The sequence below is a fragment of the Streptomyces sp. col6 genome, from assembly GCF_008042035.1.
In the GTDB taxonomy this organism is placed as follows: Bacteria; Actinomycetota; Actinomycetes; order Streptomycetales; family Streptomycetaceae; genus Streptomyces.
In genome coordinates this window covers 1-18,864 of the sequence record NZ_RDBL01000002.1, presented here as the reverse complement: position 1 = coordinate 18,864, position 18,864 = coordinate 1, and the positions used below count along the sequence as shown (strand labels likewise).

Sequence of the window (18,864 nt, the reverse complement as noted above, 5' to 3'; positions counted from 1 at the left end):
GTCACGGGTGTGTCCTCTCCGCGTGAATGGATCGTGAGCAGCATAACTTCGGGCATTCAGTGGCGCACTGTGGCAGACCATCGCAAAGCACCGGTCCTCGGCTACGCGACAGTACGTAAAGGATCAAGTGCGCTGGGGGAGTGCAAGGTCACAGGCCGGCGCACTGCTGCTCCCCCTGGAGCTGTCCTAGCATCTGGGCCATGACGGTCCAGCCTGCTGACGGGCTTTCGCTGGCCGCCGGATTCCCTGACCCCGCCCATGAGCAGTGGCAGAGCCTCGTCGAGGGTGTGCTCCGCAAATCGGGCAAGGACGTGTCGGGACCGGCTGCCGAGGAAGCGCTGTCCACCACGGTGGAGGACGGGCTCATCACCCGCCCCCTCTACACCTCGCGCGACGACGCGCCCGACGCCGGTCTCCCCGGGTTCGCCCCCTTCACCCGCGGCAGCAGGCCGGAAGGGTGTACGGCGAGCGGCTGGGGCGTACGGCAGCGGCACGCGTTCACCGACCCCGCCCGGCTCAACGAGGCCGTGCTCACGGACCTGGAGAACGGCGTCACCTCGCTGTGGCTGGCCGTCGGGGGCGCCTGTGGCGTGCCGGTGTCCGGTCTGGAGCGGGCGCTCGACGGCGTCCTTCTGGACCTCGCGCCCCTCGTGCTGGACGCGGGCGCGGAACTGGACGCCGCGGCCACCGAGTTGCTGCGGCTGCACACCGCGCGCGGTGTCCCGGCGGACCAGGTGCGGGGCAGTCTCGGCGCCGATCCGCTGGGGCGGGCGGCCCGCGAGGGCACCGAGCCCGACCTGGCGGACGCCGTCCGGTGGGCGCTGCGGTGCGCCGAGGAGTACCCGGGACTGCGGGCGATCGTGGTGGACGCGATGCCCTACCACGAGGCCGGCGCTTCGGCGGCCCAGGAGCTGGGTGCTTCGCTGGCCACCGGTGTCGCCTACCTGCGGGCGCTGACGGATGCCGGGCTCGGCGTCGAAGAGGCCTGCGCGCAGCTGGAGTTCCGGTACGCGGCGACCGCCGACCAGTTCCTGACGATCGCCCGGATGCGGGCCGCGCGCCGGCTGTGGGCGCGGGTCGCCGAGGCCTGCGGGGCTCCCGGTGCGGGAGCGCAGCGGCAGCACGCGGTCACCTCGCCGGTGATGATGACGCGGCGCGACCCGTGGGTGAACATGCTGCGGACCACGCTGGCGAGTCTCGGCGCCGGCGTCGGCGGGGCCGACGCGGTGACGGTGCTGCCGTTCGATCACGCGCTGGGCCTGCCCGACGCGTTCGCCCGGCGCATCGCCCGTAACACCTCCACGATCCTGCTGGAGGAATCGCACCTGGCCCGGGTCATCGACCCGGCGGGCGGTTCCTGGTACGTGGAACGGCTCACCGACGAACTCGCGGAGGCCGCCTGGTCGTTCTTCCAGGAGATCGAGCGGGCGGGCGGCATGGCCGCCGCGCAGGACTCGGGGCTCGTCGCGGAGCGGATCGCGGCGACCTGGGAGGCGCGCAAGAAGGACCTGGCGCGGCGCAAGGAGCCGGTGACGGGAGTGAGCGAGTTCCCGCTGCTGGACGAACGTCCGGTGGAGCGCGAGCCGCTGCCGCCGGCCCCCGTGGGCGGCGGGCTTCCGGTCGTGCGGCGCGACGAGGCGTTCGAGGCGCTGCGGCTCCGCTCGGACGCCCACCTGGCCGCGACCGGCGGCCGGCCGAAGGTGTTCATCGCCGCGCTCGGCCCGGCGGCGGCGCACACCGCGCGGGCCTCCTTCGCCGCGAACCTGTTCCAGGCGGGCGGGATCGAGGCCGTGCACAAGCCGGCGCGGGTGGACGCGTTGACGGTGGCCGAGGCGTTCGCCGCCTCGGGGACCGATGTGGCGTGCCTGTGCTCCAGCGACGCGCTCTACGCCGAACAGGCCGCGGAGGTCGCCGCGGCGCTGGTCGCGGCGGGCGCGCGGCGCGTGTACCTGGCGGGGCGGCCCGCCGCGTACGACGGTGTCGACGCGTACGTCTTCGCCGGCTGCGACGCGGTGGACGTGCTCTCTTCCCTTCTCGACCGGATGGGTGTGGCGTAATGCGTATCCCCGACTTCTCCGACATCGCGCTCGGGCCGGGCGGCGCCCCCGAGGTCACCGAGGACCAGTGGCGCGCCGCGGTCAAGGAGTCCTCCGGCAGCTCCGACGGCGATCTGCTGTGGGAGACGCCCGAAGGCATCGCGGTCAAGCCGCTGTACACCGACCGGGACGTGGAGGGGCTCGACTTCCTCAGCACGTACCCGGGCATCGCGCCGTACCTGCGCGGTCCGTATCCGACGATGTACGTCAACCAGCCCTGGACGATCCGGCAGTACGCGGGCTTCTCCACCGCCGAGGAGTCCAACGCCTTCTACCGCCGCAATCTGGCGGCCGGGCAGAAGGGCCTGTCGGTCGCCTTCGACCTGCCGACGCACCGCGGTTACGACAGTGACCACCCCAGGGTGACGGGCGACGTCGGCATGGCGGGTGTGGCGATCGACTCGATCTACGACATGCGTCAGCTCTTCGACGGCATCCCGCTGGACCGGATGTCGGTGTCGATGACGATGAACGGCGCGGTGCTGCCGGTCCTCGCGCTGTACATCGTGGCCGCCGAGGAACAGGGCGTACCGCCCGAGAAGCTGGCCGGGACCATTCAGAACGACATTCTGAAGGAGTTCATGGTCCGCAACACCTACATCTATCCGCCGAAGCCCTCGATGCGGATCATCTCCGACATCTTCTCGTACACCTCGCAGAAGATGCCGCGCTACAACTCGATCTCCATCTCCGGCTACCACATCCAGGAGGCCGGGGCGACGGCCGATCTGGAGCTGGCGTACACCCTGGCCGACGGGGTGGAGTACCTGCGCGCCGGGCAGAACGCGGGGCTCGACGTCGACGCCTTCGCGCCCCGGCTGTCATTCTTCTGGGCGATCGGCATGAACTTCTTCATGGAGATCGCGAAGCTGCGCGCCGCCCGGCTCCTCTGGGCCAAGCTGGTGCAGCAGTTCGAGCCGAAGAACGCCAAGTCGCTGTCGCTGCGGACGCACTCGCAGACCTCCGGCTGGTCGCTGACCGCGCAGGACGTGTTCAACAACGTCACGCGCACCTGCGTCGAGGCGATGGCCGCCACCCAGGGCCACACCCAGTCGCTGCACACCAACGCGCTCGACGAGGCGCTGGCCCTGCCGACGGACTTCTCCGCGCGCATCGCCCGCAACACCCAGCTGCTTCTCCAGCAGGAGTCCGGCACCGGCCGGGTCATCGACCCGTGGGGCGGCAGCGCGTACGTGGAGAAGCTGACGTACGACCTGGCGCGGCGGGCCTGGCAGCACATCGAGGAGGTCGAGGCGGCCGGCGGCATGGCCAAGGCCATCGACGCGGGCATCCCGAAGCTGCGCATCGAGGAGGCCGCCGCCCGCACCCAGGCACGCATCGACTCCGGCCGCCAGCCGGTGATCGGGGTCAACAAGTACCGGGTCGAGACGGACGAGCAGATCGACGTGCTCAAGGTCGACAACACCTCGGTGCGCGCCCAGCAGATCGAGAAGCTGCGCCGGCTGCGCGAGGAGCGGGACGAGCAGGCCTGCCAGGACGCACTGCGCGCGCTGACCGCCGCCGCCGAGCGGGACCCCGGTCCCGGTCTGGAGGGCAATCTGCTGGCGCTGGCCGTGGACGCGGCCCGCGCGATGGCGACGGTGGGCGAGATCTCGGACGCCCTGGAGAAGGTCTACGGCCGGCACGCGGGCCAGATCCGTACGATCTCCGGTGTGTACCGCAACGAGGCAGGGGAGTCGCCGTCCGTGGACCGCACCCGCGCGCTGGTCGACGCGTTCGAGGAGGCGGAGGGGCGCCGTCCGCGCATCCTCGTCGCCAAGATGGGCCAGGACGGGCACGACCGGGGCCAGAAGGTGATCGCGACCGCCTTCGCCGACCTGGGCTTCGACGTGGACGTCGGCCCGCTGTTCCAGACGCCGGGCGAGGTCGCCCGGCAGGCGGTCGAGGCGGACGTGCACATCGTGGGCGTCTCGTCGCTGGCCGCCGGCCACCTCACGCTCGTCCCGGCGCTCCGCGAGGAGCTGGCCGCCGAGGGGCGCGAGGACATCATGATCGTGGTGGGCGGGGTGATCCCGCCGCAGGACGTCGACGCGCTCCTGGAGGCGGGCGCCGCGGCCGTGTTCCCGCCCGGGACGGTGATCCCGGAGGCGGCCCACGACCTGGTGACGCGGCTCGGTTCCGCTCTCGGCCACGAGCTGTGAGCCGCTGAACCATGGCCCCGAGGATCGATCTCGACAGTTATGTGAAGGGCGTGCTCGACGGGAAGCGCGCGCACATCGCGCGCGCCATCACCCTCGTCGAGTCCACCCGCCCCGACCACCGGGCACTGGCGCAGGAGCTGCTGCGCCGGCTGCTGCCGCACTCGGGCCACGCACGGCGCGTCGGCATCAGCGGAGTGCCCGGGGTCGGCAAGTCGACGTTCATCGACGCGCTCGGCACCATGCTCACCGGGCTGGGGCACGGGGTCGCCGTCCTGGCGGTCGACCCGTCGTCCAGCCGTACGGGCGGCTCCATCCTCGGCGACAAGACCCGGATGGAGCGCCTGGCGGTGGACCCGGCGGCCTTCGTGCGCCCCTCCCCCACCGCGGGCACGCTGGGCGGGGTGGCGAAGGCGACCCGTGAGTCCATCGTGGTGATGGAAGCGGCGGGCTACGACGTGGTGCTGGTGGAGACGGTCGGCGTCGGCCAGTCGGAGACGGCGGTCGCCAACATGGTCGACACGTTCCTGCTGCTGACCCTGGCGCGCACCGGCGACCAGTTGCAGGGCATCAAGAAGGGCGTCCTTGAGCTCGCGGACGCCATCGCGGTCAACAAGGCCGACGGTCCGCACGAGCGCGACGCGCGCGCCGCGGCCCGTGAACTGGCGGGCGCGCTGCGGCTGATGCACCCGGCGGACGCGGCGTGGACGCCGCCCGTGCTGACGTGCAGCGCACGCGAGTCGACCGGTCTCGACGCGCTGTGGGAACGGCTGGAACAGCACCGGGCGCTGCTGGAGTCGACCGGCAGGCTCGCCGCCAAACGCAGCGAACAGCAGGTCGACTGGACCTGGACGATGGTGCGCGACGAGCTGCTGGAGAGCCTGCGCGCCCATGCCGGGGTGCGGGCGCTGGCGCCGGATCTGGAGCGCCGGGTGCGGGAGGGGACGCTGCCGGCGACGCTGGCCGCCGAGGAGATCCTCGCCGCGTTCCGGGGCACCCGCCCGGCGGACTGAGCCGCCGGGCGGTGACCCGGGCCCGGCGCCCGGGTCACATCCGGGCGTGCAGGGCCTCGGTGTGCTTGCGGACCTGTTCGGGGGTCATATAGCTGTCGGTGTACTCGAAGTTGCGCAAGGTCGCTTCCTTGCGCATCTGGAAGCCGGTGCGTACGAAGTCGTCGCCGGCGGTGGCGTTGATCAGCCAGTTCGCCATGACGCGGGCCTTGGCCACGTTGGTGCGCAGCGCCGACCAGTGATAGCCGCGGGCCACGGCCTGGGCGCTGATGCCGTGCAGTTCGATGCCGAGCGGCTTGGAGACGGCGTCCTTGCCGCCGAGGTCCACGACGAGCCCGAGGTCCTTGTGGACGTAGGGCTGCAACGGCTGATTGCGGAGCTTCGCCAGGAGGTTGTCGGCGAGCTTGCGGCCCTGGCGCTGCGCGTGCTGGGCGGTGGGCGGGCACACCGCGCCGTCGCCCTTGGCCAGGTCGGGCACGGCGGCCACGTCGCCGAGCGCGAAGATGCCGTCGTGGCCGGGCAGCACCATCTCGGGCGTCACGGCGAGCCGGCCCTTGACGGTCTCCGCGTCGAAGGTGCCCACCAGCGGGCTGGCGGCGACCCCGGCGGTCCAGATCAGCGTCCGGCAGGGCAGCACCCGGCCGTCGGTGAACTTCACGGTGTCGGGCCCCGCCTCGGCGATCGACACACCGAGCGAGACCTCGATGCCCCGGTCGCGCAGCACCTTGAGGGCGCTGGCGCCGAGCCGGTCGCCGAGTTCGGGCATGAGCTTGGGCGCGATGTCGATCAGGTGCCACTTGATGAGCTTCGGGTCGAGGCGGGGGTAGTGCCGCAGCGCGTTGGTGGTGAGGCGCTGGAGGCAGGCCGCGGTCTCGGTGCCGGCGTAGCCGCCGCCGACCACGACGAACTGGAGCCGGGAGGCGCGCTCCTCCTCGTCGTCGCTGGCGTCCGCGAGGTCGAGCTGCGCGATCACGTGGTCGCGTACGTAGGCGGCCTCGGCCAGCGTCTTCATGCCGCGCGCGTGGTCGAGGAGGCCGGGGATGTCGAAGGTCCGGGTGACGCTGCCGGGGCTGAGGACGAGGTAGTCGTACGGCTCGTTCACGATCTCGTCGGTGATCTTGCGGACCACGCAGATCTTCGCCGCGGGGTCCACTCCGATGGCGCCGCCAGGGATGATGCGGGTGCGGTGTCGGCTGCTGCGGCGCAGCGACAGCGCGACGGACTGCGGAGTCAGCACCCCGGACGCCACCTGGGGCAGCAGGGGCAGGTAGAGCTGGTACGAGAACGGGGCGACGAGGGCGATGTCCGCTTCTCCGGGCCGCAGCCCCCGCTCCAGACGGCGTACGCACTCGACCCCGGCGAAACCGGCTCCGACTACGAGAATCCTGGGTCGTGCCACAGTGATCGTCCCTTCTGGGGGTCTGCACGGTCGTCCGTTCGCCTGCCCCGTCACACGCGCCCGTCACCTCTCATCTTCACGACCGGGGTGCGAGTGCGCCTGCTGGGACGGCAGAACGGACGACCGCCGCGCGTCATCGGGCCAGATAGCCCAGCACACCGCAGGCGCCGCCCGCCGCGCCCGCGCAGAGCACGGCTGCGGCGACGCAGCGGGCGCGGAGCCTGCGGTAGCGCTCGGTGTACTCACCGCGCAGTTGCAGGGCGCGGGCGGAGATCCGCACCAACATCGCCCGGGACTCGGCGGTGCGCTCCGCGCTGTAGACCCGCTCGACGTCCTCGCGCTGGGCGGTCGTGAGCCAGGGCAGCTGGTCGGTGAAGCGGCGGGCGAGCCGGTGCGCCTGCTCGACCTCGGCGTTCCACAGCAGGTATCCCTCCATCTGGGCCAGCCCGCGGGCGCTCTCGGTGTCCGGTCCGCCCGCCGCCCGCCTCTCCTCGCCGCTCACGCCTGCTTGTCCCCCGGCGCCACCGTCGCGGAGGTGTGGGGCCGGGTCGCGGCCTCCTCCAGCTCCCGTACGGCGGGGTGGTGCAGGTCGAACGCCGGGGATTCGGAGCGGATACGGGGCAGGGTGACGAAGTTGTGCCGCGGCGGCGGGCAGGAGGTCGCCCACTCCAGCGAGCGGCCGTAGCCCCACGGGTCGTCGACCTCGATCTTCTTGCCGTACTTCGCGGTCTTCCACACGTTGTACAGGAACGGCAGCATCGACAGGCCGAGCAGGAACGAGGAGATCGACGAGATCGTGTTCAGCGCCGTGAAGCCGTCCGCGGCGAGATAGTCCGCGTAACGCCGCGGCATGCCCTCCGCGCCCAGCCAGTGCTGCACCAGGAACGTGCCGTGGAAGCCCACGAACAGCGTCCAGAAGGTCATCTTGCCCAGCCGCTCGTCCAGCATCTTGCCGGTGAACTTCGGCCACCAGAAGTGGAACCCGGCGAACATCGCGAACACCACCGTGCCGAAGACGACGTAGTGGAAGTGCGCGACCACGAAGTACGAGTCCGAGACGTGGAAGTCGAGGGGCGGGGAGGCCAGGATCACCCCGGTCAGGCCGCCGAAGAGGAACGTGACGAGGAAGCCGACGGACCAGAGCATCGGTGTCTCGAAGGACAAGGAGCCCTTCCACATCGTGCCGATCCAGTTGAAGAACTTCACCCCGGTGGGCACCGCGATGAGGAACGTCATGAACGAGAAGAACGGCAGCAGCACGCCGCCGGTGACGTACATGTGGTGGGCCCACACCGTGATCGAGAGCCCGGCGATGGCGGTCGTCGCGCCCACCAGGCCGATGTAGCCGAAGATCGGCTTGCGGCTGAACACCGGGATGATCTCGGTGACGATGCCGAAGAACGGCAGGGCGATGATGTACACCTCCGGATGCCCGAAGAACCAGAAGAGGTGCTGCCAGAGCAGCGCGCCGCCGTTGGCCGCGTCGAAGACATGGGCACCGAACTTGCGGTCCGCCTCCAGCGCCAGGAGTGCGCCGGCGAGCACCGGGAACGCCAGCAGCACCAGCACGGCGGTCAGCAGGACGTTCCAGACGAAGATCGGCATGCGGAACATCGTCATGCCGGGGGCGCGCATGCAGATGATCGTGGTGACGAAGTTGACCGAACCGAGAATCGTGCCGAAGCCGGAGAAGGCCAGACCCATGATCCACAGGTCACCGCCGACACCGGGCGAGCGGACCACGTCGGTCAGCGGCGAGTAGGCGAACCAGCCGAAGTCGGCGGCGCCGTTCGGGGTGAGGAAGCCGGCCACCGCGATGAGCGAGCCGAAGAGGTACAGCCAGTACGCGAACATGTTCAACCGCGGGAACGCCACATCGGGCGCACCGATCTGCAGCGGCATGATCCAGTTCGTGAAGCCGGCGAACAGCGGCGTCGCGAACATCAGCAGCATGATCGTACCGTGCATCGTGAACGCCTGGTTGAACTGCTCGTTCGACATGATCTGCATGCCGGGCCTGGCCAGTTCGGCGCGCATGAAGAGCGCGAGCAGACCGCCGAAGAGGAAGAACGCGAACGAGGTGACCAGGTAGAGCGTGCCGATCGTCTTGTGATCGGTGGTGGTCGCCCACCGGATGACGACGTTGCCGCGCTCCCTGCTGCGCACCGGTAGCTCGTTGGCGTACGCCTCCTCGTCCTCCGCCGTACCTGCTGTGCCCGTCGTCGTCACGGGGCGGCTCCTTCGCTTGTCAGCCGTGTTACCGGATGCAGCAAAGCAGCGAAGCGGCCCCGTAGCCGGGCCCGGCACCCGCCGGGCCGCGACATTCACCCATCAGGGGGGTGAGGGACACGGCGACGCCCCGGCGCGGCGGAGGCCGTGCCGGGGCGTCGGGTGCGCGTCAGGTCAGGCGAGGCTCGCGATCGCCTGGTTGAACGTCGCGGACGGACGCATGACGGCCGCGGCCTTGGCCGGGTCGGGCTGGTAGTAGCCACCGATGTCGGCCGGCTTGCCCTGGACCGCGATCAGCTCGTCGACGATGGTCTGCTCCTGCTCGGCCAGCGTCTTGGCGAGCGGGGCGAACGCGGCGGCGAGGTCGGCGTCGGCGGTCTGCTGCGCCAGCTCCTGGGCCCAGTACAGGGACAGGTAGAAGTGGCTGCCGCGGTTGTCGATGCCACCGAGGCGGCGGCTGGGCGACTTGTCCTCGTTGAGGAACGTGGCCGTGGCGCGGTCCAGCGTGTCGGCGAGGACCTGGGCGCGTGCGTTGCCCGTGGTCTGCGCGAGGTGCTCGAAGCTGACCGCGAGGGCGAGGAACTCGCCCAGGCTGTCCCAGCGCAGGTAGTCCTCCTTGACGAGCTGCTGCACGTGCTTCGGCGCGGAGCCGCCGGCGCCCGTCTCGAAGAGGCCGCCGCCGTTCATCAACGGGACGACGGAGAGCATCTTCGCGCTGGTGCCGAGCTCCAGGATCGGGAAGAGGTCCGTCAGGTAGTCACGGAGCACGTTGCCGGTGACGGAGATGGTGTCCTCGCCGCGGCGGATGCGCTCCAGGGAGAAGGCGGTGGCCTTCTCGGGGGTCATGATCTCGATCTGCAGACCCTCGGTGTCGTGCTCGGCGAGGTACGTCTTGACCTTGGCGATGAGCTGGGCGTCGTGCGCGCGGTCCTCGTCCAGCCAGAAGACCGCCGGGTTGCCGGTCGCGCGGGCGCGGGTGACGGCGAGCTTGACCCAGTCCTGGATCGGCAGGTCCTTGGTCTGGCACATGCGGAAGATGTCGCCGGCGCCGACGGCCTGCTCCAGCACGGCGTTGCCGGCGGCGTCGACGACGCGGACGGTGCCGGTGGCGGGGATCTCGAAGGTCTTGTCGTGGCTGCCGTACTCCTCGGCCTTCTGCGCCATGAGGCCGACGTTGGGCACCGAGCCCATCGTGGCCGGGTCGAAGGCGCCGTTGGCGCGGCAGTCGTCGATGACGACCTGGTAGACACCGGCGTAGCTGCTGTCCGGGAGGACGGCGATGGTGTCGGCCTCGTTGCCGTCCGGGCCCCACATGTGGCCGGAGGTGCGGATCATGGCCGGCATGGAGGCGTCGACGATGACGTCGCTCGGGACGTGCAGGTTGGTGATGCCCTTGTCGGAGTCGACCATGGCGAGGGCGGGGCCCTCGGCCAGCTCGGCCTCGAAGGACTCCTTGATCTTCGCGCCCTCGGGCAGGGTCTCCAGGCCCTTGAGGATGCCGCCCAGACCGTCGTTCGGGGTCAGGCCGGCCGCGGCGAGCACGTCGCCGTACTCGGCGAAGGTGTTCGGGAAGAACGCGCGTACGACGTGGCCGAAGATGATCGGGTCGGAGACCTTCATCATCGTGGCCTTGAGGTGCACGGAGAACAGGACGCCCTCGGCCTTGGCGCGGGCGATCTGGGCGGTGATGAACTCGCGCAGGGCGGCGACGCGCATGACGGAGGCGTCGACGACCTCGCCCGCCAGGACGGGTACGGACTCGCGCAGGACGGTGGTGGTGCCGTCGTCACCGGCGAGCTCGATGCGCAGGCTGCCCGGCTCGGTGATGACCGCGGACTTCTCGGTGGACCGGAAGTCGTCGACGCCCATGGTGGCGACGTTGGTCTTGGAGTCGGCGGTCCAGGCGCCCATGCGGTGCGGGTGGGTCTTGGCGTAGTTCTTGACCGAGGCGGGGGCGCGGCGGTCGGAGTTGCCCTCGCGCAGGACCGGGTTGACGGCGCTGCCCTTGACCTTGTCGTAACGGGCGCGGACGTCCTTGTCCTCGTCGGTCTGCGGGTCGTCCGGGTAGTCCGGGAGGGCGTAGCCCTGGGCCTGGAGCTCGGCGATCGCGGCCTTCAGCTGCGGGATCGAGGCCGAGATGTTCGGAAGCTTGATGATGTTGGCCCCGGGAGTGGTGGCCAGGGCGCCGAGCTCGGCGAGAGCGTCGTCGATCCGCTGGTCCTCCCGCAGGCGGTCGGGGAAGCCGGCGATGATCCGGCCCGCGAGGGAGATGTCCCGGCTCTCGACGGTGACGCCGGCCTTGGAGGCGTAGGCCTCGATCACGGGCAGGAACGAATACGTCGCCAGGGCCGGGGCCTCGTCGGTGTGTGTATAGATGATGGTCGAGTCAGTCACCCTGTGCTCCGCTCTACGTCTGCAACATTGCTTGACATCAAGATATCTCGTGAGCGGCGCCGCTTCGACAGGGCCCTGCCCACACCGGCCGGAACCCGTCCTACGGGCGGTGCTCCGGCGGGATCTCCTCGCCGGCCGGCACCGGTCCGGGCGGGGTTCCGTCGCCGAAGGGGCGGCCGCCGAGCTGCTCGCGGTGGTGCGGAGCCCGCCAGCCGGAGAGGTCGGGGCCCGCGGGCACGATGCCGGTCGGGTTGATGCCGGTGTGGACGCGGTAGTAGTGCTGCTTGATGTGGTGGAAGTCGACCGTGTCCCCGAACCCGGGGGTCTGGTAGAGGTCCCTGACGTACGCCCACAGCACCGGGTCCTCGGACAGCTTGCGGCGGTTGCACTTGAAGTGGCCGTGGTAGACGGCGTCGAAGCGCACCAGGGTGGTGAAGAACCGGATGTCGGCCTCGGTGATCGTGTCGCCGACGAGGTAGCGCCGGTCGGCGAGCCGCTCGGACATCTGCTCAAGCCGGCGGAAGAGCGCCTCGTACGCCTCCTCGTACGTGTCCTGGCCGTCCGCGAACCCGGCCCGGTACACACCGTTGTTGATGTCCCGGTAGATCCCCTCCATGACCTCGTCGATCTCCGCGCGCAGCGGCTCGGGGTAGAGGTCGGGCGCGCCGGGGCGGTGCAGGGCGGTCCACTCGGTGGCGAGGTCCAGCGTGATCTGCTGGTAGTCGTTGGTGACGAGCTTGCCGCTGGGCACGTCGACGATCGCGGGGACGCTGACGCCGCCCGGGTAGTCGTGTTCCCGGGCGTCGTAGGCCTCGCTGAGGTAGCGGATGCCGAGCACCGGGTCCCGGCCGTCCGGGTCGAGCGTGAAGCGCCAGCTGCGGTCGTCCTGCAGCGGGTCGGTGACGGCGAGCGAGAGGGCGTCCTCCAGGCCGAGGAGCCTGCGCGAGACGAGGGCGCGGCTGGCCCAGGGGCAGGCGCGGCTGACGACGAGCCGGTAGCGGTCCGCCTCGACGGGCCAGCCGTCGCGGCCGTCGGCGGTGATGCGGTCCGCGAAGTGGCTGCGGGAGCGCTTGAAGGGTTTGTGCCCGTACGAGCTGTTGCCTTCGGTGCCGGCGGAGTCGTTCATCGCGTTCTCCCTACGAGGCGGCTGCGGGTGGTGCGGAGTGCTGTGTACGGCTTCTGCCCCGGCGGGCGCCGCCCACGTCGGCGAGCGCGACGAGCAGGGCGGCGACGACGAAGGCGACGGAGACGACGAGCCCGTGGTCGTACGCGTCGGACCAGCCGTCGCCGCCGACCTGGGCGAAGAACACCGCACCGACGGCGGCGATCCCGATCGCGGAACCGACGCGCTGACCGGTCTGCAGGGTGCCGCCGGCGCTGCCCGCGGTGGCCACCGGCACCTCGGAGAGGGTCAGGGTCTGGTTGGGGGCGATGACCAGGCCGCTGCCGAGCCCCGCGAACAGCAGCGGGGCCGCCATCGCCCAGCCGGCGCCCCGGCCCGGCACCAGGTGGACGGCGAGCGCGGTGGCCCCGAGCCCGAGGGCGACGGCGGCCAGTCCGACGACGACGAGGGGACGGCCGAAGCGGCCGACGAGCCGGCCGCCGGGGCTCGCGGCGACGGCGGAGCCCAGGGCGAACGGGGTGATCGCCAGGCCGGCCTGGAGGGCGGTGTAGTGCAGGCCGCTCTGGAGGTAGAGCGTGGTGATGAAGAAGATCGAGGTGAATCCCGCGAAGTACAGCAGGATCAGCAGGCAGCCCAGCCAGTAGGAGCGCACGGTGAAGAGCCGGAGGTCGACGACGGGCTGGGTGCCGCGGCGGCCGCACCGGGCCTCCCAGCCGACGAATGCGGCGAGCAGCGCGACGGCCAGGATCAGCAGCAGCCATTTGTCGTTGCCGGGCCACTGGCGGGACTGGACGAAGGGCAGCAGCAGGGCCAGGACTCCGGTGCCCAGGAGCAGTACGCCCAGCGGGTCGAGGTCCCGCAGCCGGACCGCGCCGGCCGACGGGGTGTCGGGCAGCAGGCGGCGGGCCAGCAGGAGGCAGACGAGTCCCAGCGGCAGGTTGACGTAGAAGACCCAGCGCCAGCCCTCCTCCGCCCCGGCCGCCTGGATCAGCAGACCGCCGAGCAGCGGGCCGACGGCGGTGGAGATGCCGACCACCGTGCCGAACATGCCGAAGGCGCGCCCGCGTTCCCGGCCCTGGAACATCTGCTGGATGAGCGCGGAGATCTGCGGGGAGACCATGCCGCCGGCCAGCCCCTGGACCAGTCGGGCGATCACCAGCCAGAGGCTGGACTGGGCGGCTCCGCAGGCGGCGGATGACAGCGTGAAGAGCGTGAGTCCCGCCATGAACACGGCGCGCCGGCCGCGTGCGTCGCCGAGCCTTCCGGCCGGGATGAGGAACAGGCCGAAGGCCAGGGCGTAGCCGGACAGGACCCATTGCAGGTCGGACTCGGGGGTGTGCAGTCCTTCCTTGATGGAGGGCAGTGCGACGTTGACGATCGAGACGTCCAGGAGGGTCATGAAGCCCGCGACGAGGCAGACGGCGAGCGCCTGCCACCGTCGCGGGTCGGGCGTGTCGTGCCCGGACCCCGGGTCCGCGTCCCGTCCCGCAGGACCCCGGTCCGCCGCGCTGTCTGCCATGGTTGGCACCCTAGGACCCACACCGTGATTCCTCATCCCGGCTGGTCCACCCGGCCGTGCGGGACGGCGCGGGGGCGGGGCCGGTTAGGGTACGGCGCATGCAGTCCTACACGATCGGGCAGGCGGCCCGGCTCCTGGGCGTCAGCCCCGACACGGCCCGGCGCTGGGCCGACGCGGGGCGCGTCGCGACCCACCGCGACGAGGGCGGCCGCCGCCTCATCGACGGCCGCGATCTGGCGGCGTTCTCGGTGGAGGTCGCGCAGAACGGCGCGGGTGACGAAGAGGTGTCGTACACCTCCGCGCGCAACGCGTTCGCGGGCATCGTCACCGCCGTGAAGCTCGGCGATGTGGCCGCGCAGGTCGAGATCCAGGCGGGCCCGCACCGGCTGGTCTCCCTGCTGACCCGGGAGGCGGTCGAGGAACTGGGCCTGGAGGTCGGCGTGCAGGCCACCGCCCGGGTGAAGTCGACCAGCGTGCACATCGACCGCGCCTGACGGGGCGGCGGGTCAGGCCGCGCCCTTCCTGGCGGCGGCGAGGATCTTCGCCACGGTGTGGAAGAAGCGGGTCGTCGCGTCCCGGCCGAGGACGCTTTCCTGGAAGCCCTTGGCGGCCGGCGGCCTGCCGTTGATCAGGTGCCAGACGACGAAGGCCTCGTGGTCGGCCGCGCCGATGATCTCCATGTCCTTCTTCGGGGAGAGCATCGGCAGCGCCAGGTCCGGGTCGATGCGCTCGGTCGTGAACACGACGCACTGGCGGATGTCGTCGGTGACCGTGACGTCCTTGAACGGGTCGCGTGCGATCAGCGCCTCCAGCTCGGGGACCGTACGCAGGCACACCGCGACGTCGTACCCGAGCGCCTGCGCCAGGTGGTCCCCGATGCGGGCGGCGAGCGCCGGCCGGTCCGTCTCGTCGGACTCGAAGAAGACATTGCCGCTCTGGATGTAGCTGCGTACCGACGCCAGTCCCAGCTCGGTGAAGAGACCGCGCAGGCGCTCCATCTTCACGGAGCGGCCCGGCACGTTCAGACCTCGGAGCAGTGCGATGTACAGCAAATCCGATCACCTGTTCATGCGGGAGGGACTGCGGGCTGCGGCGGACGGCGACAGCGTAGCCCCGCCGTCTTCGCAGCGGCGTGATCACCGCCTACGGTGGGAACGGTTCACGCCGTCCGGGTCCGACAGCTCTCCTGGGAGATTCCGTTGCGCATGCTGATCAACGTCCCCGAAACCGTGGTGGCCGACGCGTTGCGCGGGTTGGCCGCGTCGCATCCCGAGCTGACCGTGGACGTGGAGAACCGGGTCGTCGTCCGCCGGGACGCGCCCGTGGCGGGCCAGGTGGCCCTGGTCTCCGGCGGGGGCTCGGGGCACGAGCCGCTGCACGCCGGGTTCGTCGGCCCCGGGATGCTGTCGGCGGCGTGTCCGGGCGAGGTGTTCACCTCGCCGGTGCCCGACCAGATGGTGCGGGCGGCGGCCGCCGTGGACAGCGGCGAGGGCGTGCTGTTCGTGGTCAAGAACTACACCGGGGACGTCCTCAACTTCGAGATGGCCGCCGAGCTCGCCGACGAGGAGGGGCTGCGGATCGAGCAGGTGCTCGTCGACGACGACATCGCGGTGACCGACAGCCTCTACACCGCCGGGCGCCGGGGCACGGGCGCCACCCTGTTCGTCGAGAAGATCGCGGGCGCGGCGGCCGGCGAGGGCGCCCCGCTCGACCGGGTCGCCGCCATCGCCCGCCGGGTGAACGAGTCCTCGCGCAGCTTCGGCGTGGCCCTCAGCTCCGTCACCACCCCCGCGAAGGGCTCCCCCACCTTCGACCTGCCCGCCGGCGAACTCGAACTCGGCATCGGCATCCACGGCGAACCCGGCCGTGAGCGGCGGGCGATGATGACCTCGCGGGAGATCGCGGACTTCGCCGTGAACGCGGTTCTGGACGACCTGCGCCCCGACGGACCGGTGCTCGCCCTGGTCAACGGCATGGGTGCGACCCCGCTGCTGGAGCTGTACGGGTTCGGCGGCGAGGTGCACCGGGTCCTGCGGGAGCGGGGTGTGGTGGTGGCCCGTACGCTCGTGGGCAACTATGTGACCTCGCTGGACATGGCGGGCTGCTCGGTGACGCTGTGCCAGGTGGACGAGGAGCTGGTACGGCTGTGGGACGCGCCGGTCGAGACACCGGCGCTGCGCTGGGGACGCTGATCCGCGTGACGGACCTAGGAGATCATGTGCTCGACGCCGATTTCTTCCACCGCTGGATGACCGCGGCCGCCGGTCTCGTCGACCGCGACGCGGCGTACCTGACCGAACTGGACTCAGCGATCGGGGACGCCGATCACGGCAGCAACCTCCAGCGCGGGTTCGCCGCGGTGTCGGCGGCCCTGGCGAAGGAGTCGCCGCAGACCCCGGGGGCCGTGCTGATGCTGGCCGGACGGCAGCTGATCTCGACGGTCGGCGGTGCCTCGGGCCCGTTGTACGGGACGTTGCTGCGGCGTACGGGCAAGGCACTGGGCGACGCCCCCGCCGTGTCCCCCGCCGACCTGGCGCGGGCGCTCGGTGAGGGCGTCGCGGCCGTGGCCCAGCTGGGCGGGGCGCAGGCCGGTGACAAGACGATGCTCGACGCGCTGCTGCCCGCCGTCGACGCGCTCGGGACCTCCTTCGCGGCGGGCCGGGACGCGGCGCGGGCCGGGGCGGAGGCGACCGTGCCGCTTCAGGCGCGCAAGGGCAGGGCGAGCTATCTGGGCGAGCGGAGCATCGGGCACCAGGACCCGGGGGCCACATCGTCCGCACTGCTGATCGCCGCGCTGGCGGGCACCGAGGAGACGGCCGGGGGCGAAGCGTGAACACGGACGCGCAGGTGGGCATCGTGCTGGTCTCGCACAGCGGGCCGGTGGCCGAGTCCGTGGCGGAGCTGGCCCGGGGGCTGGCGGCGGGAGGGGCGACGGCTCCGGTGGCCGCGGCGGGCGGCACGCAGGCGGGCGGGCTCGGGACGAGTACGGAGCTGATCGCCGAGGCCGCCCGGTCGGTGGACGCCGGGGCGGGAGTCGCCGTGCTCGTCGACCTCGGGTCCGCGGTGCTCACGGTCAAGGCGATGCTCGCCGAGGGGGACGAACTCCCCGCCGGGGCGCGGCTGGTGGACGCCCCGTTCGTGGAGGGCGCGGTGGCCGCGGTGGTCACGGCGTCGGCGGGCGGCGATCTCGACGCGGTGGAGGCGGCGGCTTCGGAGGCGTACGACTACCGCAAGGCGTAGCGGCCGGGCGCCGCGCACACTTGACTGTATGACCGCCAGGAAGAACCCCCGCCGCAGCGCCGGGCTCCTGCTGTTCCGCACCGGTGCCGGGCACGGGCTCGAAGTGCTCATCGGCCATATGGGTGGTCCGTTCTGGACGGGCCGCGAGGAGGCCGCGTGGTCGGTGCCCAAGGGCGAGTACGAGCCGGACGAGGAGCCCGGGGCGGCGGCGCGGCGGGAGTTCGAGGAGGAGTTCGGCCACCCGCCGCCGGAGAGTGCATGGGTGGCGCTCGGCGAGGCCCGTCAGCCCAGCGGGAAGACGGTGACCGTGTGGGCGCTGGAGGGCGACATCGACCCGGCGAGCGCGGTGCCCGGTACGTTCACTATGGAGTGGCCGCGCGGATCCGGGGAGCGGCGGGAGTTCCCGGAGATGGACCGGTTCGCCTGGTGCACGCCGGAGGCGGCGGCCGAGCGGCTGGTCAAGGGCCAGCGCGTCTTCCTGGACCGGCTGCGCGAGCATCTGGCGGAGGGCGGCGACTGAGCCGGACACGGCGCCGCGGGCCGCCGCAGCGTGCGGCGGCCCGCGGCGGCCACGGAGGCTCGTGGCGGGTCAGCTCTGCGGGAGGATGACGGCCCGGCCGTTGATCTTGCCGGCGTGCAGGCGCTCGTAGGCGAGCGGTGCCTCGTCCAGCGTGTAGGTCTCGACGTGGACGTCCACGGCGCCGGCGTGGGCGAGGTCGAGCACCTCGGCCAGTTCGGAGCGCGAGCCCCAGTACGGGGCGGTGACCGTCGTGTTGAACGGCAGGACGCCGAAGCCGACGGGCAGCGCTCCTCCGCCGATGCCGACGATGGTGACGTCCGAGTCGATGGCGGCGGCCGCGCCCGCCGTGGCGACGGTCGGCTGGGCCCCGACGAAGTCCAGGACGACCTGGGCGCCGATGCCGCCCGTCAGTTCGCGGATGCGGTCCGCCGCGTGCTCGTCCGACAGGACGGCCTCGTGGGCGCCGACCGTGCGGGCGAGGGCGAGCTTGTCCTCGCTGACGTCGAGGGCGATGACGCGGGCCGACGTGAGGGCGCGCAGCAGCTGGATGGCCACGTGGCCGAGACCGCCGGTGCCGATGACGACGGCGGTGGCCCCGGGCACCAGCTTCGGCAGGGAGCGCTTGATGGCGTGGTACGGGGTGAGGCCGGCGTCGGTGAGCGGCACGGTCCGTACCGGGTCGAGGTCGCCGATGGGCACCAGGTGGCGCGGGTCGTCGACGATCATGTACTCGGCCATGGCGCCGGGCGAACCGAGGCCGGGCGGGTTGATGCCCAGCTCCGCGGCGCGCAGGCAGTAGTTCTCCTTGCCCTCGGCGCACTTGATGCAGGTGCCGCAGCCCCAGGGGCCGTAGACGGCGACGGACTGGCCGGTCTCCAGGCCGCTGACGCCGTCTCCGAGCGCGGCGATCGTGCCTACGCCCTCGTGGCCGAGGGTGAGCGGCAGCGGGTACGGGAACTGGTCCGCGGGCCAGCTCATTACGGCGATGTCGGAGTGGCAGACGCCCGCCGCCGTGACCTTGAGCAGGACCTGTCCGGGGCCCGGTTCGGGGTCGGGCACGGTGACGACCTCGGGTGCGGCGCCGATCTCGCGGTACTGGACTGCCTTCATGGGGTCCTCCTCGACCTCTGTGGCTGTGACTCCTGAGCTGCCCCCCCCCGAAACCCCCGTTGTCC

At 71.6% G+C, this 18,864-nt stretch carries 16 protein-coding genes; 8 read left to right on the top strand and 8 right to left on the bottom strand.

Features of this window, described 5'->3' with window-relative positions; all coding sequences use genetic code 11:
• Positions 1 to 200: 200 nt before the first annotated feature.
• From mutA to meaB, 3 genes are read left to right on the top strand one after another with little or no spacing between them, the layout of a single operon-like run.
• Positions 201 to 2,057 (top strand): methylmalonyl-CoA mutase small subunit, encoded by a 1,857-nt coding sequence (gene mutA / locus EAO73_RS00210; RefSeq protein WP_147969418.1) that lies wholly within the window; start codon positions 201 to 203, stop codon positions 2,055 to 2,057.
• Positions 2,057 to 4,258, top strand: a complete 2,202-nt coding sequence (gene scpA / locus EAO73_RS00205; RefSeq protein WP_147969417.1) for a methylmalonyl-CoA mutase — start codon at positions 2,057 to 2,059, stop codon at positions 4,256 to 4,258. The genes mutA and scpA overlap by 1 nt, the downstream gene beginning before the upstream one ends.
• A gap of 11 nt (positions 4,259 to 4,269) precedes the next feature.
• Complete coding sequence (gene meaB, locus EAO73_RS00200) at positions 4,270 to 5,268, top strand: methylmalonyl Co-A mutase-associated GTPase MeaB (protein ID WP_147969416.1); 999 nt, start codon at positions 4,270 to 4,272, stop codon at positions 5,266 to 5,268.
• A 34-nt stretch (positions 5,269 to 5,302) separates the two neighbouring features.
• Here the strand turns inward: meaB and EAO73_RS00195 are convergent, their stop codons facing one another.
• The 6 genes from EAO73_RS00195 to EAO73_RS00170 form a co-directional block, all read right to left on the bottom strand.
• Positions 5,303 to 6,664 carry an NAD(P)/FAD-dependent oxidoreductase gene (locus tag EAO73_RS00195; RefSeq protein WP_147969415.1) on the bottom strand — a complete coding sequence of 454 codons (1,362 nt, stop codon included), beginning with the start codon at positions 6,662 to 6,664 and terminating at the stop codon, positions 5,303 to 5,305.
• A gap of 133 nt (positions 6,665 to 6,797) precedes the next feature.
• Positions 6,798 to 7,166, bottom strand: coding sequence for a hypothetical protein (locus tag EAO73_RS00190; protein ID WP_147969414.1), 369 nt, complete (start codon positions 7,164 to 7,166; stop codon positions 6,798 to 6,800).
• Complete coding sequence (ctaD, locus tag EAO73_RS00185) at positions 7,163 to 8,893, bottom strand: cytochrome c oxidase subunit I (protein WP_147969413.1); 1,731 nt, start codon at positions 8,891 to 8,893, stop codon at positions 7,163 to 7,165. Before ctaD ends, EAO73_RS00190 begins: the two co-directional genes overlap by 4 nt.
• A gap of 174 nt (positions 8,894 to 9,067) precedes the next feature.
• On the bottom strand, positions 9,068 to 11,287 hold the full coding sequence (locus EAO73_RS00180; RefSeq protein WP_147969412.1) for an NADP-dependent isocitrate dehydrogenase: 2,220 nt from the start codon (positions 11,285 to 11,287) through the stop codon (positions 9,068 to 9,070).
• A 100-nt stretch (positions 11,288 to 11,387) separates the two neighbouring features.
• Entirely contained in the window at positions 11,388 to 12,413 is a 1,026-nt protein-coding gene (locus EAO73_RS00175) for a glutathione S-transferase family protein (protein ID WP_147969411.1), read from the bottom strand.
• Between the two features lie 10 nt (positions 12,414 to 12,423).
• On the bottom strand, positions 12,424 to 13,929 hold the full coding sequence (locus EAO73_RS00170) for an MFS transporter (protein WP_147969410.1): 1,506 nt from the start codon (positions 13,927 to 13,929) through the stop codon (positions 12,424 to 12,426).
• A gap of 98 nt (positions 13,930 to 14,027) precedes the next feature.
• Here EAO73_RS00170 and EAO73_RS00165 point away from each other — a divergent pair, with 98 nt between their 5' ends.
• Positions 14,028 to 14,423 (top strand): TOBE domain-containing protein, encoded by a 396-nt coding sequence (locus tag EAO73_RS00165; protein ID WP_018102867.1) that lies wholly within the window; start codon positions 14,028 to 14,030, stop codon positions 14,421 to 14,423.
• A gap of 12 nt (positions 14,424 to 14,435) precedes the next feature.
• Here EAO73_RS00165 and EAO73_RS00160 read toward each other — a convergent pair whose 3' ends face one another.
• The gene (locus EAO73_RS00160) at positions 14,436 to 14,981 is read right to left on the bottom strand and encodes a DUF1697 domain-containing protein (protein ID WP_147969409.1); all 546 of its coding nucleotides are present in this window, start codon (positions 14,979 to 14,981) and stop codon (positions 14,436 to 14,438) included.
• 147 nt (positions 14,982 to 15,128) lie between these two features.
• Here EAO73_RS00160 and dhaK point away from each other — a divergent pair, with 147 nt between their 5' ends.
• The 4 genes from dhaK to EAO73_RS00140 are packed head-to-tail and all read left to right on the top strand — an operon-like array spanning position 15,129 to position 17,689.
• Positions 15,129 to 16,121 (top strand): dihydroxyacetone kinase subunit DhaK, encoded by a 993-nt coding sequence (gene dhaK, locus EAO73_RS00155; RefSeq protein ID WP_147969408.1) that lies wholly within the window; start codon positions 15,129 to 15,131, stop codon positions 16,119 to 16,121.
• Between the two features lie 26 nt (positions 16,122 to 16,147).
• Entirely contained in the window at positions 16,148 to 16,762 is a 615-nt protein-coding gene (gene dhaL, locus EAO73_RS00150) for a dihydroxyacetone kinase subunit DhaL (RefSeq protein ID WP_147969407.1), read from the top strand.
• Positions 16,759 to 17,169 (top strand): PTS-dependent dihydroxyacetone kinase phosphotransferase subunit DhaM, encoded by a 411-nt coding sequence (locus tag EAO73_RS00145; RefSeq protein WP_147969406.1) that lies wholly within the window; start codon positions 16,759 to 16,761, stop codon positions 17,167 to 17,169. The genes dhaL and EAO73_RS00145 overlap by 4 nt, the downstream gene beginning before the upstream one ends.
• A gap of 28 nt (positions 17,170 to 17,197) precedes the next feature.
• Positions 17,198 to 17,689, top strand: coding sequence for an NUDIX domain-containing protein (locus EAO73_RS00140; protein WP_147969405.1), 492 nt, complete (start codon positions 17,198 to 17,200; stop codon positions 17,687 to 17,689).
• 69 nt (positions 17,690 to 17,758) lie between these two features.
• Here the strand turns inward: EAO73_RS00140 and EAO73_RS00135 are convergent, their stop codons facing one another.
• A complete protein-coding gene (locus EAO73_RS00135; RefSeq protein WP_147969404.1) occupies positions 17,759 to 18,799 on the bottom strand; it encodes an NAD(P)-dependent alcohol dehydrogenase in 1,041 nt (346 codons plus the stop codon).
• Between the last annotated feature and the right edge of the window lie 65 nt (positions 18,800 to 18,864).